Raw genomic sequence first — 14,566 nt, 5'->3', positions numbered from 1 at the left:
GCGCCCCCCCCACCCGCGCGCCCCCACCCCCGTCGAGGTTCACGTCGTTGCGCCTTCGACGCCCGAATGAGCGCAACGATGTGAACCTCGACGGCCTTGCTCAGCGTTGGTCGTGGTCCTCGAACACCAGCGACGTCTTGGTGTCGCGCACCGAGGGGATGCTGGTGAGCTCCTCCAGGATCACGCGCCGCAGGTCCTCGTTGTCGCGCGCCCGCACCAGCAGGATCACGTCGAAGTCGCCGCCGACGAGGGCGAAGTGCTCCACCTCCGGGATGCCGCGGAGGGTGTCGCGCAGCTCGTGCCACTCCGCCTGGTCGACCCGCATGGTCACGTAGGCCGATGACGCGCGGCCCGACTTGCGCGGGTCCACCTTCGCCGTGAAGCCGGTGATGACCCCCGCGTCCACCAGCCGCGCCACGCGGGCGTAGGCGTTGGCCCGCGACACGTGCGCGCTCTCGGCGACCGCCGTGATGGAGGCGCGGCCGTCGCTGCGCAGAGCGTCCAGGATGCGTACGTCGATGTCGTCCATGGTGGGAGACATCCTGCCACGAGAGCGACCGCGGCGACACCGTTCGTCTCGATAGCGGGGGATCGGTGGCGCAGCTGGTCCAGTGAAGTCATCCTGAGAGGGAGCGACGTCTTTCGAAGGAGAAACGATGCACTCGGACGAGCTGCTGCCCGGCGACACCCCGCTGAGCCTGATCGACGAGGAGGGCTCGGGCCACCCGCACGAGCACCACCCGTTCCCGTCTGCCGATCGCCTGCTCACGGGCTATCGGCAGCTCGTGCTGGGCCGGCGGCTCAACGAGCAGGCCGACGCGCTGGTCCGTCAGGGCAAGCTGGCGGTGTACCCCTCGTCGCACGGGCAGGAGGCGGCGGAGGTCGCTGCAGGTCTCGTGCTCGGCGAGCAGGACTGGCTGTTCCCGACGTACCGCGACACCGTCGCCGTCGTCACCCGCGGCGTCGACCCGTTCGAGGCCCTGCTGATGCTCCGCGGCGATTGGCACTCCGGGTACGACCCGCACCGGTACAACGTCGCGCCGCAGGCCACGCCGCTCGCGACGCAGCTTCTGCACGCCGTCGGATTCGCGCACGCCGCCCGCCTCCGCGGCGAGGACACGGTGGTGCTGGCGATGTGCGGCGACGGCGCGACCAGCGAGGGCGATTTCCACGAGGCCCTGAACTTCGCGGCGGTGTTCCACCTGCCGGTCGTCTTCCTCGTGCAGAACAACGGCTACGCGATCTCGGTCCCGCTCCGCAGGCAGACCGCCGCGCCCAGCCTCGCCCACAAGGGCATCGGGTACGGGATGCGCGGCCGCCTGGTCGACGGCAACGACCTCGCCGCCCTCCTCGTCACGCTCGACGACGCGGTGCACGAGGCACGCGACGGCGGAGGCCCGACGCTCGTCGAGGCCGTCACCTACCGCGTCAAGCCGCACACCAACGCCGACGACGCCACCCGCTACCGCACCCCCGGCGAAGTGGAGCCCTGGCTCGCCCGCGACCCGCTCCTCCGGCTGCGCACCTGGCTGCGCGACCAGGGCGCCCTCACGGAGGGCGACGACGCGGAGGCCCACGCGCACGCGGAGAGCATCGCCGCGCGGGTCCGCGCCCAGCTCGTCGAGGAGGCGGAACCGCATCCCGAGGACCTCTTCGCGTACGTCTACGCCACGCCCACCCCGCAGCTGCGCGAGCAGGCGCAGCAGCTCGCCGCCGAGGAGGCCGCCCGATGACGCTCATGCACGACGCTCCCGCCGACCACTCCGCCGAGGGGGCACTGCAGCCCGCCGTGGCGCCGTCCACCCTGACCCTGGCGCAGGCGCTCAACCGCGCGCTCGCCGACGAGCTCGCCGCCGACCCGGCCGTGCTCGTCTTCGGGGAGGACGTCGGCCCCCTCGGCGGAGTCTTCCGCATCACGGACGGGCTGACGGCGCGGTTCGGGGAGGACCGCTGCTTCGACACCCCGCTCGCCGAAGCCGGAATCGTCGGCACCGCCGTCGGCATGGCCATGAACGGGATGCGCCCGGTGGTGGAGATGCAGTTCGACGCGTTCGCGTATCCCGCGTTCGAGCAGATCGTCGACCATGTCGCCAAGATGGGCAACCGCACCCGAGGCCTCGTCCGGCTGCCGCTCGTGATCCGCATCCCGTACGCCGGAGGTATCGGAGGCGTCGAGCACCACTCCGACTCGTCGGAGGCGTACTACGCCCACACGCCCGGCCTCACCGTGGTCTCGCCGGCGACGCCGCAGGACGCCTACGGGCTCCTGCGCGCCGCCATCCGGCACCCCGACCCGGTCGTCTTCCTCGAACCCAAGAGGCTCTACTGGGCGACCGGCGATGTGGACACGGAGGCGCCCCTGCCCGAGATCGGTCGCGCCCGCGTCGCGCGCGACGGCACGGACGCGACGCTCATCGCCTACGGCCCGTCGGTCCCCGTCGCGCTCGCCGCGGCGGAGGCCGCCGCCGAGCAGGGCCGCAGCGTCGGCGTCCTCGACCTGCGCAGCCTCGTGCCCTTCGACGACGAGACGGTCTGCGCGGCCGTGCGCGCGACCGGCCGGGCGGTCGTGATCGCGGAAGCACCCGGTTTCGCGAGCATGGCCAGCGAGATCGCCGCGCGCGTGTCGGAGCGCTGCTTCCACCACCTGCTGGCGCCGGTGCGCCGCGTCACCGGCTTCGACACCCCCTTCGCCCCGCCGAAGCTCGAGCGCTTCTACCTGCCCGGCGTGGACCGGGTGCTCGACGCGATCGACACCCTCCAATGGGAGGACGCGTGACCGCCCGGGTGTTCGAGCTCCCCGATCTGGGTGAGGGGCTGACCGACGCCGAGCTGGTGCGCTGGCTCGTCGCACGCGGGGACACCGTCGCCGTCGACCAGCCGATCGCCGAGGTCGAGACGGCCAAATCCGTCGTGGAGGTGCCGTCGCCCTTCGCGGGCGTGGTGGCCGCGCTGCACGGCGAGGAGGGCGAGACCATCCTGGTCGGTGCCCCTCTGCTGGAAGTGGAGGAGGCCGGCACGGCCACCGGGGCCCAGGTCACCGGGCCGTCCGGGGCCTCGGGTCAGGTGCTCGTCGGCTACGGGACCACAGACACGACCTCGGGTGCGCGACGTGCCCGCGTCTCGGCGGCGGCGGGCGCCCCGCGCGCCACCGCCGCCCGCGCCTCCTCCCCGATCGTCCCCGTCGTCTCCCCGGTGGTGCGGCCGCTGGCGCGCAGCCACGGCGTCGACCTCGCGACCCTCCGCCCCTCCGGGGCCGACGGGGTCGCCACCCGCGCGGATGTCGAAGCCGCCGTCACCTCGGCCGCTCCGGCACCCGCACCTGCGCCGAGCGCGACATCGGTCGCCGCCGACGCAGCCGCCGACCCCCGCACCGGCCTCACCGTGCGCGCGACCGACCCGTTCTCCCGCTTCCGCCGCACGGTGGCCGAGACCATGTCGCGCAGCCGCTCCGAGATCCCGGAGGCCACGGTCTGGGTCGACGTCGACGTGACCGACCTCTGGAACGGCCGCCGCCGCCTCGTGGTCGACGGCCGGGCTCCGTCCCTCCTGTCGTTCGTCGCCCGGTTCGCCCTCGCCGCGCTCGCCCGCCGTCCCGAGCTGGCCGGACGCGTCACGGCCGACGGCGGCGGCCTCGAGACCTTCGAGGGCGTCAACCTCGGCGTCGCGGTCGACACCCCGCGCGGGCTCGTCGTCCCCGTCGTCCGCCGTGCCGACCTCCTCTCGGTGCGGCAGCTCGACACCGAGCTCGCCCGGCTGGCGCAGGCCGCTCGCGCCGGCTCGCTCGGCCCGGCGGAGCTGACCGGCTCCACCTTCACGATCAACAACTACGGCAGCCTCGGCGTCGATGGGAGCGCCGCGATCATCAACCACCCCGAGGTCGCCATCCTCGGGGTCGGCCGCATCCTCGAACGGCCGTGGGTGGTCGACGGGGCGATCGTGCCCCGCCGCATCGCCCAGCTGTCCCTCGTGTTCGACCACCGCGTGACGGACGGCGGTGTCGCGGCCGGGTTCCTGCGCGAGATCGCCGACGCCGTCGAGTCGCCGCTCGCCGTCCTGTCCGACGCGCCGCCGTCCGCCCCGCTGCCCTCGACGGCTCCCGCCCCGGAATAGGGTGAGGGAATGACCGACGACAAGAAGCAGACCGACGACATCGAGAACAGCGAGGACTACGACCTCTCGGAGGAGAAGCTCGTCGCCCCGGAGGAGAACATCCCGTGGCTCCCGCACCCGGGCCCGACGGACGGTGAAGCCCCCGCCCCCTGAGCCGCGCCGACGCGCAGCTAGTGTTGGGGGAGTGACTCCCCGTACCTTCCCCCTGTGGCTGGCGCTCGTCATCGCGATGATCTGCGGTGCCGGCGTGGCCCTCCAGTCCCGCATCAACGGGGAGCTCGGCCGCCGTCTCGACGACGGCTTCACCGCCGCCGCGATCTCGTTCGGCTCGGGCCTGATCATCCTGCTCGTCGCGCTGGCCGTCGCCCCCGCAGGCCGGCGCGGGCTCGGCCGCGTGCGTGCCGCGCTGCGCGGCGGCGAGCTGCGCTGGTGGTACGTGTGCGGCGGTGCGGCCGGTGCGTTCCTGGTCCTCTCCCAGGGGCTCGCCGCAGCGATGCTGGGAGTCGCGCTGTTCACCGTGTCGGTCGTCGCCGGTCAGACGGTCAGCGGCCTGGTGCTCGACCGCGTCGGTCTCGGCCCCGGCGGCCGTCGCCCGCTCACCCCGGCCCGGATCGCGGGCGCCGTCATCGCGCTGCTCGCGGTCACCTGGGCCGTCTCCGCCCAGTTCGGCGGCGGCGTCCCGGTCTGGATGATGCTCCTGCCGCTCATCGCCGGTCTCGGGATGGGGTGGCAGCAGGCCGTGAACGGTCAGGTGCGTGTGGTCGCCGAGAGCGCGCTGACCGCGACCTTCATCAACTTCCTGGTCGGCACCATCGTGCTCGTCGTGCTGATGCTCGTGCACTGGGCGCTCGCGGGACTGCCGGAGCCGCTCCCGACCGAGCCGTGGCTGTACGTCGGCGGAGCCATCGGCTGCGTCTTCATCGCCGGAGCCGCGCTGCTCGTCCGGATCACCGGCGTGCTGCTGCTGGGCCTCGCGACGGTGGCCGGCCAGTTGCTGACCGCCCTGCTGCTCGACCTGCTGGCGCCGACCTCGCGCGCCCCGGTGGCGTTCTCGACGATCGGCGGCACGCTGCTCGCCATCGTCGCCGTGGGTGTGGCGAGCATCCGCTGGGGCTCGCGTCGCGCCGCCGAGTGAGCGGGCACGACGCGAGCGGCGTCGTCAGTCGAGGACGCTGAGGTAGCGCTCGGCCGAGAGGGGTTTGCGGTGCCCCTCCTTGCTCCCCTCGGGGATGCCTCCCACGTAGAGCCAGCCCAGCAGGCGCTCGTTCCTGTCGAGGCCGTGCATTTTGTGCACCGCCTTGGCGCGGGTCTGGTGCCCGGTGCGCCAGATGACGCCCCAGCCGGCGTCGTGCAGCAGCAGGCTGAGGATGTGCGCGACGCCCGAAGCGACCGCGTCCTGCTCCCAGCCCGGCACCTTGCTGCTCTTCTTGCGGCTGGCCACGATCGCCAGGAGAAGAGGAGCGCGCAGCGGCTTGGTGGCGAGCTTCTCGGCCTCGTGGCCGTGGGCCTTCGCGTCCTTGGCGAACGCCTTGCCGAGCCGGAGCCGGGCGTCCCCGCGCAGTTCGATCACGCGCCACGGGTGCAGAGCGCTGTGGTCGGCGACCCGTCCCGCCGCGGCGACGAGCGTCAGCAGCTCCTCGTGCGTGGGAGCCGCGTCCGTGACGCGGGAGTAGGAGCGCCGCGCGCCGACGCGGGCGGGGAGGTCGCTCACGCGTCGTCCGCGGTGAAGTTCAGTGAGAGGGAGTTCATGCAGTAGCGGTCGCCGGTCGGCGTGCCGAACCCGTCGGGGAAGACGTGGCCGAGGTGCGATCCGCAGCTGGCGCAGCGGACCTCGGTGCGGACCATCCCGAGACTGTCGTCCTCGAGGAGCTGCACCGCCTCCGGCCGCACCGACTCGTAGAAGCTCGGCCAGCCGCAGCCGCTGTCGAACTTGGTGCCCGACTTGAACAGCTCCGCACCGCACGCGGCGCAGGTGTAGAGCCCGGCCCGGCTCTCGTCGAGCAGCTCACCGGTCCACGGGCGCTCGGTGCCGGCTTCGCGCAGCACCGAGTACTGCTCGGCGCTGAGCTCCTCGCGCCACTGGTCGTCGGTCTTCGAGACCTGGTAATCCATTGCGGTGCCTCCATGCGGGGTCGGGTGGTCTGACTACACCCTAAACGGGTGCGGGGCCGCGCCTGTTCCCTGTTTCAGACGCGACGTGCCGGGCCCAAACGGCCAACACACAGGACCGCCCGCCTAGGATGAGCGGCGACCGTTCAACGGAAGGCGACGGATCGAGGAAGGCGGCACGCACGTGGCCGAGGCGGCAGAGCACCACGGGTCGGAGCCCGAGCGCTCCGGGCTCGGTGAGCGCGACGCGGCCATCCTCGCCTTCGAGCGCCAGTGGTGGCGGCATGCCGGCGCCAAAGAGCAGGCCATCCGCGAGGAGTTCGGTCTGTCGGCGGCGCGGTACTATCAGCTCCTCGGAGCGCTGATCGACCGTCCGGCCGCCCTCACGCACGATCCGATGCTCGTCAAGCGACTGCTCCGGCTCCGCGAGACGAGGCAGGCCGCCCGCCGGACCAGGGCCCTCCCGTCCGACGACTGACCCCCGAGGAACCCACCCCACGATGGCAGACAAGCACCCCCGCGACCGTTTCGACGAGATCCCGGACGACATCCAGCGCGTCGGCGCGCACCGTGCCCCTCGTCCCCGTGGCCGCGGCTGGATCGCCTTCGGCTGGGCGGCGCTCGCCACGGTCGTGCTCGTCGGCGCCGGCATCTTCGGACTCTCGCTCGTGAACGGCGCCATCTCGTTCAACGGCTCCACGCCGAGCGGCTCGGCGACGGCCTCGGCGACCGAGACCTCCGCTCCGACCCAGACGGTGGTGCCGACGGTCGATCCGTCGCTCTCCGTCAACGTGCTGAACGGCACCGCCACCAGCGGCCTCGGTGCGAAGGTCCGCGACGTGCTCACCGCGGCGGGCTGGAAGGTCGGAGCGGTCGCGAACGCCGACATGACGAACCTCACGCAGACCGTGGTCTACTACGCCGACCCGACCAAGGAGGGCGCGGCCCTCGGCGTCGCGCAGTCGCTCCCCGGAGCGACCGTCCAGAACACTCAGGACTTCGCAGACACCGGAGCCGATCTGACCGTCGTGGTCGGCTCCGACTACGCCGGCTGACCTCCGCGGGGCGTCATCCGGGCGCGACACCCCCGGCGGATCCCTTTGTTTCCGGCGTGTTTAACTTTCGGCCGAATTCGTAACGGTTTCACAAAGAAGCTGGCAATTACCCGTATTCCCGGCATTAGTATCGGTCCAACGCGCGGCGCTGGACCGCGCTTGCGACACAGCAATGGGAGTAATGCATGGCGAACGGAACCGTGAAGTGGTTCAACGCTGAAAAGGGCTACGGATTCATCACCGTCGAAGGTGGGGGACAGGACGTTTTCGTTCATTACTCCGCAATTGACATGTCCGGGTACAAGGTCCTCGAGGAAGGCCAGCAGGTCGTCTTCGAGGTCGGTTCGGGGAACAAGGGTCCCCAGGCCGAGTCTGTGCGCCTGGCCTAGAACCCAGCGATTCGACGAGTGGAGCGCCGCCCCTCGGGGCGGCGCTCCCGTGTGCGCGGGGCATCGGCGCCCCGCGCACACTCGTCTCCGCCGACGGCCGGCGTCGCGGCCTCCCTCCCTCGTCTTGCACTCGACCGCCGCGAGTGCCAGAATCGCTTTAGCACTCCATCTGATCGAGTGCTAACAGACGGAATCTTTCGCAGACGTCCGGGAGGGACGAGAAACACATGGCAAAGATCATTGCTTTCGACGAGGACGCCCGCCGCGGCCTCGAGCGCGGCCTGAACATCCTGGCCGACACGGTCAAGGTGACCCTCGGCCCGCGTGGTCGCAACGTCGTCCTCGAGAAGAAGTGGGGCGCCCCGACGATCACCAACGATGGCGTGTCCATCGCCAAGGAGATCGAGCTCGACGACCCGTACGAGAAGATCGGCGCGGAGCTCGTCAAGGAGGTCGCCAAGAAGACCGACGACGTCGCCGGCGACGGAACCACCACCGCGACCGTGCTCGCCCAGGCGCTCGTCAAGGAAGGTCTGCGCAATGTCGCGGCCGGCGCCGACCCGATCACCCTCAAGCGCGGCATCGAGAAGGCCGTCGCCGCGGTGACCGAGGAGCTCATCACCAGCGCCAAGGAGGTCGAGTCCAAGGAGGAGATCGCCGCCACCGCGTCCATCTCGGCCGGCGACAGCACCATCGGCGAGATCATCGCCGAGGCGATCGACAAGGTCGGCAAGGAGGGCGTCGTCACCGTCGAGGAGTCGAACACCTTCGGCACCGAGCTCGAGCTGACCGAGGGCATGCGCTTCGACAAGGGCTTCCTGTCGCAGTACTTCGTGACCGACCAGGACCGCCAGGAGGCGGTCTTCGAGGACCCGTACATCCTCATCGCCAACCAGAAGATCTCCTCGATCAAGGACCTGCTCCCGATCGTCGACAAGGTCATCCAGGCCAACAAGCAGCTCCTCATCATCGCGGAGGACGTCGACGGCGAGGCGCTCGCGACCCTCATCGTCAACAAGATCCGCGGCATCTTCAAGTCCGTCGCCGTCAAGGCCCCGGGCTTCGGCGACCGCCGCAAGGCCATGCTGCAGGACATCGCGATCCTCACCGGCGGCCAGGTCATCTCCGAGGAGGTCGGCCTCAAGCTCGAGAACGTCACCCTCGACCTGCTCGGCCAGGCCCGCAAGGTCGTCATCACCAAGGACGAGACCACCATCGTCGAGGGTGCGGGCGACCCGGAGCAGATCGCCGGCCGCGTGGCTCAGATCCGCAACGAGATCGACGCCACCGACAGCGACTACGACCGTGAGAAGCTCCAGGAGCGCCTCGCGAAGCTCGCCGGCGGCGTGGCCGTCATCAAGGCGGGCGCGGCCACCGAGGTCGAGCTCAAGGAGCGCAAGCACCGCATCGAGGACGCCGTCCGCAACGCGAAGGCCGCCGTCGAGGAGGGCATCGTCGCCGGTGGTGGCGTCGCCCTCATCCAGGCCGGCAAGCTCGCCTTCGAGAAGCTGGAGCTCGTCGGTGACGAGGCCACCGGTGCCAACATCGTCAAGGTCGCCATCGAGGCGCCCCTGAAGCAGATCGCGATCAACGCGGGCCTCGAGGCCGGCGTCGTCGTCGAGAAGGTCCGCAACCTCCCCGTCGGCCACGGCCTCAACGCCGCGTCCGGCGAGTACGTGGACATGCTGGCCTCCGGCATCAACGACCCGGTGAAGGTGACCCGCTCGGCGCTGCAGAACGCCGCGTCGATCGCCGGCCTCTTCCTCACCACCGAGGCCGTCGTCGCCGACAAGCCGGAGAAGAACCCGGCTCCGGTCGGCGACCCGACCGGCGGCATGGACTTCTGAGTCCCACCGCCTCGAGTCCATCTCGTCGCTGACGAAGAGGGCGTCTCCCGCACGGGAGGCGCCCTCTTCGCGTTTCGATGCGACACCGTTACGCCAGGTGCGAGCGGGACGGCTCGACCGCTCGATAGTCTTCTGACATCGGGTGGTCCAGCCATATGCCGCTCGGGGAATGGGCGGGGATCGATGCGCAGAACACCAGCGCTCCTGACCGCTGCGGCGGTCGTCGCTGCGGCCGCACTCGCGTTGACGGGATGCACTCCCGGTGCGAAGGGGGAGTCGACGCCGTCGGCCACCGCGCGTCCGACCGGCACGTCGACGCCGATGGCGGTGACGACCCCGGCGCCCGCGTGCTCCGCGCTCGTCGACCCGAGCGAGGTGACCGCTCTCGTGGGCGGCACGGGCGAACCTCAGACGTTCGAGCATCTTCAGTCGGGAGGCGTCTTCAACTCAGCGTCCTGGGCGGCGCTCACCGCCAATGGCGCCGTCTGCGGGTGGGGCCAGAACGGGCTCATGGAGCTGACGGGAGACTTCGGGTCGCCCTCCGTGTCTGTCCAGCTCGCTCCGGGGCTCGAGAACGCCTGGAACGAGCTGGTCGAGCGGCACAAGCCGAGTGCGGGGAGCGCCTACGACGGCGCCGTCTCCCGCGGCGGTGCGTGCGAGGGCTCGTTCTGCTCCACCGACGTCCTCGTCGAGGGCGCCTGGCTGCGCGTGGCCGCCCGGGGCGCTGGGACGGCTGTCCGCGAATCCGGCTTCCACGATTTCGTCCAGCAGATCGTGACGCGCTATCGCGCTCTTCCCCGGCCGACGGTGCTCTCCGCGCATCCCCGTGATTGCGACGACGAGGCCCTCCTCTCGTCGGTGCGCGCGTCCTTCGGCGACGGCGTGCAGCGCGGCGACAAGGACGATGCGTTCGCCTTCGGGATCGGGTTGCAGCGCGCCGGCTACGCGACGTCCTGCCGGTTCGACGACGACGGAGGTGGATCGCGCATCCAGAGCGAAGTGACCGTGCTCGATCACGCGACCCCCGCCCTGATCGCCGCCTACCGCTCGGGAGTCGATCACCCGGGCGCGAAGGATGTGGACGTCTCGTCGCTCCCCGGGTCCGCATCGGGCCTGTTCGAGCCGACGGAGGACTCGGAGCGCACCATCGTCGACGTGCTCGACGAGGGGAGGTGGGTCGAGGTCGTGACGTATGAGACCGATGACTCGGCGAAGACGGTCGACCTCGCGAAAGCCCTTCTTGCGAGCGACTGGGTGCGGAAGTAGCCCATGTCCCTCCGCGTCGGTACAGCCGCCATCAGCGCCCTCGTTGTCGCTCTCGTCCTCAGCGGGTGCTCGCTCCTCGGCATCCCCGATCCGGGAGCCTCCGCCTCCCGCACGCCGACGCCCACCCCGGCCGCCGCGTTCGCGCTCGACTGCCCGGCTGTCGTCGACGATGCGGATCTCACCGCGTTCCTCGGCGCCGACGCGAAGCCGGTCACCGACGTCGCCGGGATCACCACCTCCGTCGCCGCTGCAGGCCCACTCGCACTGCCGGCGGTGGGAGGCTCCTCCTGCGGGTGGACGCACGGGAAGGACACCCTGACGGTCGAGGTGCTCCCGCACGCTGCGGACGGGTGGGGACAGCTCGCCGCCGAGCATCCCGATGTCGCCACGCCCGGCGCCGATTACCAGGGCGGGGTCTCCCTGGGCGGCGACTGCGCGCTGACGCCGACGGTGTGGTGCCGCACCAACGTCCTGGTCGGCGGTGCGTGGCTCGCGGTCGACCTGCGGGCGGCCGCGGTCGCGGGGCTCACCGAGGCGGGTTTCCATGGCGCCGTGCAGCGGATGCTGCCGACCGTCACGGCGGAGGTGTCGTCCGCCCCGGCCGCGGCGACCGGTGCGCCGCTCGACTGTTCCGCCGACGATCTGCGCGCGCAGATGCAGACAACCTACGACCTGCCCGCGGTCACTCCGATGGACGTTGACGCGACGTTCCGGGTGGATTCCGCCGTGCTGCGGATGGGCGGCACGACGCTCTGCGTGTTCGGGCGGGGAGATGGCGGCAGCGGCGGCGGCACCGCGGTCGGCAGCGGGTACCTCGGCAGCCTCTCGGTGCTGCCCGCCGCCCCCGGCGTCTACGACCGGCTGCGCGCGGCCGTGCTCGCCCAGGATGCGAGCGCACACAGCGAGACGATCACGGTGAAGGGCGAGGAGTATCCGGCGCTCGTCTGGAACGGCGAGGTCGAGAGCACCCCGTTCGTCTCCGTCGACGCCGTCGTCGGCGGTCGATGGATCGAGTTCCACTCGACCGACACCGACCCGTCGCGCGCCCTCGCGATGGTGCAGTGGGCGGCCGGGAAGCTCTGACCGCGTCTCCCCGACACGCGGGTCGCCCCGCGGCTCATGCTGCGTCGCACGTCCCGACCGCGGCCCGTCGGGACGACCGCGGCACGCCGCCGCGCCGCGGTCGTCCCGAGGGGCAGCGGGCGCGACGCAATTGACCCGAAGGGCAGCGCAGGCGGCGCAGCCTACGCCGTGAGCGGCTTGGGCGCCGCGGGCGACGCAGCGAGCGGCAGGGAGACGCGGAAGGTCGCGCCGCCGCCCTCGGTCTCCACGACCTCCACGGAGCCGTTGTGCGCGGCGACGATGGAGGACACGATGGCGAGGCCCAGGCCGCTGCCGCCGGTCTCGCGGGCGCGCGAGGTGTCGGCGCGCCAGAAACGCTGGAAGATCTTCTCGCGGATCTGCGGCGGGATGCCCTCGCCGTGGTCGCGGACCTCGAGCGACGCCCGCTCGGTGCGGTGGTCGATCTGCACGGCGATCTCGATCGGGCTGTCCTCCGGCGTGTAGCGGAGGGCGTTGCCCATCAGGTTGGTGACGACCTGGCGCAGCTTGTTCTCCTCCGCCAGCACGATGGCGGGCTCGGCGGGGGCCGGGTTCGTCAGGACGACCTTCTCGGCCGTCACGATGGTCACGGGCTCGGTGCCGCGGCGCGGGCGGCTGCGGCGCAGGCGGGCCAGCGCGGAGCCGGCGAACGCGATGGGGCCGGTCGCGTTGGTGGGCCTGTCCGCCGGTGTGGTGGTCGGCAGCTCGGAGAGCGGCATCGGGACGGTGTCGAGCGTCGGCTCGTCGGGGTCGGCCGGCGCCGCAGCCGCGGGCACCGGGTCCGGGGTGAGCACGGTCACGGTGCGGCCGGGAGCCCCGGCCATCGCGTCCATGGCGGCGTCCTGCGCGATGCGCGTGAGATCGACGGGGTGCAGGTCGAGGGGCTTGGTCTCGTCGAGGCGGGCGAGCTCGAGGAGGTCCTCCACGAGGATGCCCATGCGGATCGCCTCCTTCTCGATGCGGTCCATCGCCTGGGCGACGTCCTCCGGGGTCTGGAGGGCGCCCATCCGGTACAGCTCGGCGTAGCCGCGTACCGACACCAGCGGCGTGCGCAGCTCGTGCGAGGCGTCGCCGACGAAGCGCCGCATCTGGTCGATCGTGCGCGCACGGTCGCTGAACGCGCGGTCGATCCGGTTCAGCATCGTGTTGAGGGAGCGGTTGAGCCGCCCGACCTCGGTGTTCGGCGTCGCCCCGCCGAGGCGCTGGCTGAAGTCGCCGTCGGCGATGCGCGCGGCGGTCTGCTCCACCTCCCGCAGCGGCTGGAACGTGGTGGTCACGAGCATCCGGGTCAGGCCCGCGCCGACGATGATGACGATGACGCCGAAGCCGAGGAAGATTGCGAGGAAGCTCGCCATCACCGTGTCGATCTGCGTGGTCGTCGTCGCGACGATGGCCGTGCCGAGGGCGCCCGGCGGATTCGTCAGCGTCACCGTCTGCGCCAGGGCGCGGTAGGTCGTGTGCCCGTCGTTGCTCTGCAGCGGGTAGCCTCCCGCGGGCAGCTTCTTGCCGTCGGCGACGCTCAGGGTGTCGGGCACCGCGGGCCGGTGCGAGTACGGGATGTTGGTCCAGTTGGTCTTGACCAGGTTCCCGTCGGCGTCGTACAGCGCCGCGAAGTAGTCCGACGGGCTGGCGTCGGAGGCGATCTTCTCGCTGTCGGACGAGGTGCCGTAGAGGTAGGTGTTGAGGTACGACGCCCCCGACGCGGCCGAGAGCTGCGCATCCAGCTGATCGAGCAGCACCGGCTTGAGCATCGACATGGTGCCGATGCCCGTCACGAGCAGCCCCAGCGTCAGCATGAGCACGGTGACACCCGTGATCTTGGTGCGCAGGGAGATCGCGTTCCAGCGGTCGAGCAGGCGAGAGTGCATGAGGCCGTCAGTCTATGCGGTGCGTGCTGGGCTCCTCCGGTGCGTACGCTGGGCGCAGCACGGGAGGAGTCACGCCTTGGCGGCCTTGAGCATGTAGCCGAAGCCGCGCTTGGTCTGGATGAGCGGCTCGCTCGAGTGCGCGTCCACCTTGCGGCGCAGGTACGAGATGTATGACTCCACGATCCCCGCATCGCCGTTGAAGTCGTACTCCCAGACGTGGTCGAGGATCTGCGCCTTCGAGAGCACGCGGTTCGGGTTGAGCATCAGGTAGCGCAGCAGCTTGAACTCGGTCGGGCTGAGCTCGATCGGGGTGTCGCCGACGAAGACCTCGTGGGTGTCCTGGTCCATGGTCAGCTCGCCCGCGCGGATGACCGCGTCCTCGTCGGCCTGCATCGTGCGGCGGAGGATGGCCTTGATGCGCGCGACGATCTCGTCGAGGCTGAACGGCTTGGTGACGTAGTCGTCGCCGCCGACCGTGAGGCCGGTGATCTTGTCCTCGGTGTCGTCCTTCGCGGTGAGGAAGAGGATGGGCGCGGTGTAGCCGGCGCCGCGGAGGCGCTTGGTGACGCCGAAGCCGTTCATGTCGGGCAGCATGACGTCGAGGATGATGAGGTCTGGCTCCTCTTCGAGGACCGCGGAGATCGCCTGTGCCCCGTTGCCGACCGCACGCACGGCGAAGCCGGCGAAGCGGAGGCTGGTGGTCAGCAGATCGCGGATGTTCGGCTCGTCGTCGACGATGAGAATGCGAGGTCCGGCGTTCATGGTGCCTAGTATCTGCGCGGCAGCTGTGTCCTGCCTGTGAGCGGCCGGGGCGCAACCTA

Annotated in this window: 16 protein-coding genes; 11 read left to right on the top strand and 5 right to left on the bottom strand. The window is 71.1% G+C overall.

Features of this window, described 5'->3' with window-relative positions; all coding sequences use genetic code 11:
* Positions 1-100: 100 nt before the first annotated feature.
* Positions 101-529 (bottom strand): Lrp/AsnC family transcriptional regulator, encoded by a 429-nt coding sequence (locus tag IT072_RS15110; protein ID WP_223360993.1) that lies wholly within the window; start codon positions 527-529, stop codon positions 101-103.
* Between the two features lie 127 nt (positions 530-656).
* On the opposite strand from IT072_RS15110, the gene pdhA reads away from it, so the two are divergent.
* Genes pdhA through IT072_RS15085 form a run of 5 tightly spaced genes read left to right on the top strand, consistent with a single transcriptional unit; the run spans position 657 to position 5,245 of the window.
* The gene (gene pdhA, locus IT072_RS15105) at positions 657-1,733 is read left to right on the top strand and encodes a pyruvate dehydrogenase (acetyl-transferring) E1 component subunit alpha (protein ID WP_223357680.1); all 1,077 of its coding nucleotides are present in this window, start codon (positions 657-659) and stop codon (positions 1,731-1,733) included.
* Entirely contained in the window at positions 1,730-2,776 is a 1,047-nt protein-coding gene (locus IT072_RS15100) for an alpha-ketoacid dehydrogenase subunit beta (RefSeq protein ID WP_223357679.1), read from the top strand. The genes pdhA and IT072_RS15100 overlap by 4 nt, the downstream gene beginning before the upstream one ends.
* Positions 2,773-4,110, top strand: coding sequence for a dihydrolipoamide acetyltransferase family protein (locus tag IT072_RS15095; RefSeq protein WP_223357678.1), 1,338 nt, complete (start codon positions 2,773-2,775; stop codon positions 4,108-4,110). The genes IT072_RS15100 and IT072_RS15095 overlap by 4 nt, the downstream gene beginning before the upstream one ends.
* Positions 4,111-4,119: 9 nt before the next feature.
* Positions 4,120-4,263: a hypothetical protein gene (locus IT072_RS15090; RefSeq protein ID WP_223357677.1), complete on the top strand. Its 144-nt coding sequence runs from the start codon at positions 4,120-4,122 to the stop codon at positions 4,261-4,263.
* Positions 4,264-4,294: 31 nt separating this feature from the next.
* Positions 4,295-5,245 carry a DMT family transporter gene (locus IT072_RS15085; protein WP_223357676.1) on the top strand — a complete coding sequence of 317 codons (951 nt, stop codon included), beginning with the start codon at positions 4,295-4,297 and terminating at the stop codon, positions 5,243-5,245.
* A 24-nt stretch (positions 5,246-5,269) separates the two neighbouring features.
* Here IT072_RS15085 and IT072_RS15080 read toward each other — a convergent pair whose 3' ends face one another.
* Both IT072_RS15080 and msrB read right to left on the bottom strand, forming a co-directional pair.
* Complete coding sequence (locus IT072_RS15080) at positions 5,270-5,821, bottom strand: nitroreductase family protein (RefSeq protein WP_223357675.1); 552 nt, start codon at positions 5,819-5,821, stop codon at positions 5,270-5,272.
* Positions 5,818-6,222, bottom strand: a complete 405-nt coding sequence (gene msrB, locus IT072_RS15075; RefSeq protein WP_223357674.1) for a peptide-methionine (R)-S-oxide reductase MsrB — start codon at positions 6,220-6,222, stop codon at positions 5,818-5,820. Before msrB ends, IT072_RS15080 begins: the two co-directional genes overlap by 4 nt.
* Before the next feature lie 181 nt (positions 6,223-6,403).
* Between msrB and IT072_RS15070 the strand changes: the two genes are divergently transcribed.
* The 6 genes from IT072_RS15070 (at position 6,404) to IT072_RS15045 (ending at position 11,859) form a co-directional block, all read left to right on the top strand.
* A complete protein-coding gene (locus IT072_RS15070; protein ID WP_223357673.1) occupies positions 6,404-6,697 on the top strand; it encodes a DUF3263 domain-containing protein in 294 nt (97 codons plus the stop codon).
* Between the two features lie 22 nt (positions 6,698-6,719).
* A complete protein-coding gene (locus tag IT072_RS15065; protein ID WP_223357672.1) occupies positions 6,720-7,274 on the top strand; it encodes a LytR C-terminal domain-containing protein in 555 nt (184 codons plus the stop codon).
* A gap of 185 nt (positions 7,275-7,459) precedes the next feature.
* Complete coding sequence (locus tag IT072_RS15060; protein WP_223357671.1) at positions 7,460-7,663, top strand: cold-shock protein; 204 nt, start codon at positions 7,460-7,462, stop codon at positions 7,661-7,663.
* Between the two features lie 227 nt (positions 7,664-7,890).
* Positions 7,891-9,510 (top strand): chaperonin GroEL, encoded by a 1,620-nt coding sequence (gene groL, locus IT072_RS15055; RefSeq protein WP_223357670.1) that lies wholly within the window; start codon positions 7,891-7,893, stop codon positions 9,508-9,510.
* Positions 9,511-9,693: 183 nt separating this feature from the next.
* Complete coding sequence (locus IT072_RS15050; protein WP_223357669.1) at positions 9,694-10,776, top strand: hypothetical protein; 1,083 nt, start codon at positions 9,694-9,696, stop codon at positions 10,774-10,776.
* Between the two features lie 3 nt (positions 10,777-10,779).
* Positions 10,780-11,859: a hypothetical protein gene (locus tag IT072_RS15045; protein ID WP_223357668.1), complete on the top strand. Its 1,080-nt coding sequence runs from the start codon at positions 10,780-10,782 to the stop codon at positions 11,857-11,859.
* Between the two features lie 161 nt (positions 11,860-12,020).
* On the opposite strand, the gene IT072_RS15040 is transcribed toward IT072_RS15045, so the two are convergent.
* Together IT072_RS15040 and IT072_RS15035 are read right to left on the bottom strand one after the other, a co-directional pair.
* Positions 12,021-13,745: a sensor histidine kinase gene (locus IT072_RS15040; RefSeq protein ID WP_223357667.1), complete on the bottom strand. Its 1,725-nt coding sequence runs from the start codon at positions 13,743-13,745 to the stop codon at positions 12,021-12,023.
* Positions 13,746-13,814: 69 nt separating this feature from the next.
* Complete coding sequence (locus tag IT072_RS15035; protein WP_018191755.1) at positions 13,815-14,507, bottom strand: response regulator transcription factor; 693 nt, start codon at positions 14,505-14,507, stop codon at positions 13,815-13,817.
* Positions 14,508-14,566 lie beyond the last annotated feature (59 nt).

Source organism: Leifsonia sp. ZF2019 (genome assembly GCF_019924635.1).
In the GTDB taxonomy this organism is placed as follows: Bacteria; Actinomycetota; Actinomycetes; order Actinomycetales; family Microbacteriaceae; genus Leifsonia.
This window is presented reverse-complemented; position numbering and strand designations above follow the sequence as displayed.

Excerpts from the sequence above, each read along its gene's own strand:
- IT072_RS15110 (WP_223360993.1), bottom strand. The coding sequence starts at position 529 with ATGGACGACATCGACGTACGCATCCTGGACGCTCTGCGCAGCGACGGC.
- pdhA (WP_223357680.1), top strand. The coding sequence starts at position 657 with ATGCACTCGGACGAGCTGCTGCCCGGCGACACCCCGCTGAGCCTGATC.
- IT072_RS15100 (WP_223357679.1), top strand. The coding sequence starts at position 1,730 with ATGACGCTCATGCACGACGCTCCCGCCGACCACTCCGCCGAGGGGGCA.
- IT072_RS15090 (WP_223357677.1), top strand. The coding sequence starts at position 4,120 with ATGACCGACGACAAGAAGCAGACCGACGACATCGAGAACAGCGAGGAC.
- msrB (WP_223357674.1), bottom strand. The coding sequence starts at position 6,222 with ATGGATTACCAGGTCTCGAAGACCGACGACCAGTGGCGCGAGGAGCTC.
- IT072_RS15065 (WP_223357672.1), top strand. The coding sequence starts at position 6,720 with ATGGCAGACAAGCACCCCCGCGACCGTTTCGACGAGATCCCGGACGAC.
- IT072_RS15060 (WP_223357671.1), top strand. The coding sequence starts at position 7,460 with ATGGCGAACGGAACCGTGAAGTGGTTCAACGCTGAAAAGGGCTACGGA.
- groL (WP_223357670.1), top strand. The coding sequence starts at position 7,891 with ATGGCAAAGATCATTGCTTTCGACGAGGACGCCCGCCGCGGCCTCGAG.
- IT072_RS15050 (WP_223357669.1), top strand. The coding sequence starts at position 9,694 with ATGCGCAGAACACCAGCGCTCCTGACCGCTGCGGCGGTCGTCGCTGCG.
- IT072_RS15045 (WP_223357668.1), top strand. The coding sequence starts at position 10,780 with ATGTCCCTCCGCGTCGGTACAGCCGCCATCAGCGCCCTCGTTGTCGCT.
- IT072_RS15040 (WP_223357667.1), bottom strand. The coding sequence starts at position 13,745 with ATGCACTCTCGCCTGCTCGACCGCTGGAACGCGATCTCCCTGCGCACC.
- IT072_RS15035 (WP_018191755.1), bottom strand. The coding sequence starts at position 14,507 with ATGAACGCCGGACCTCGCATTCTCATCGTCGACGACGAGCCGAACATC.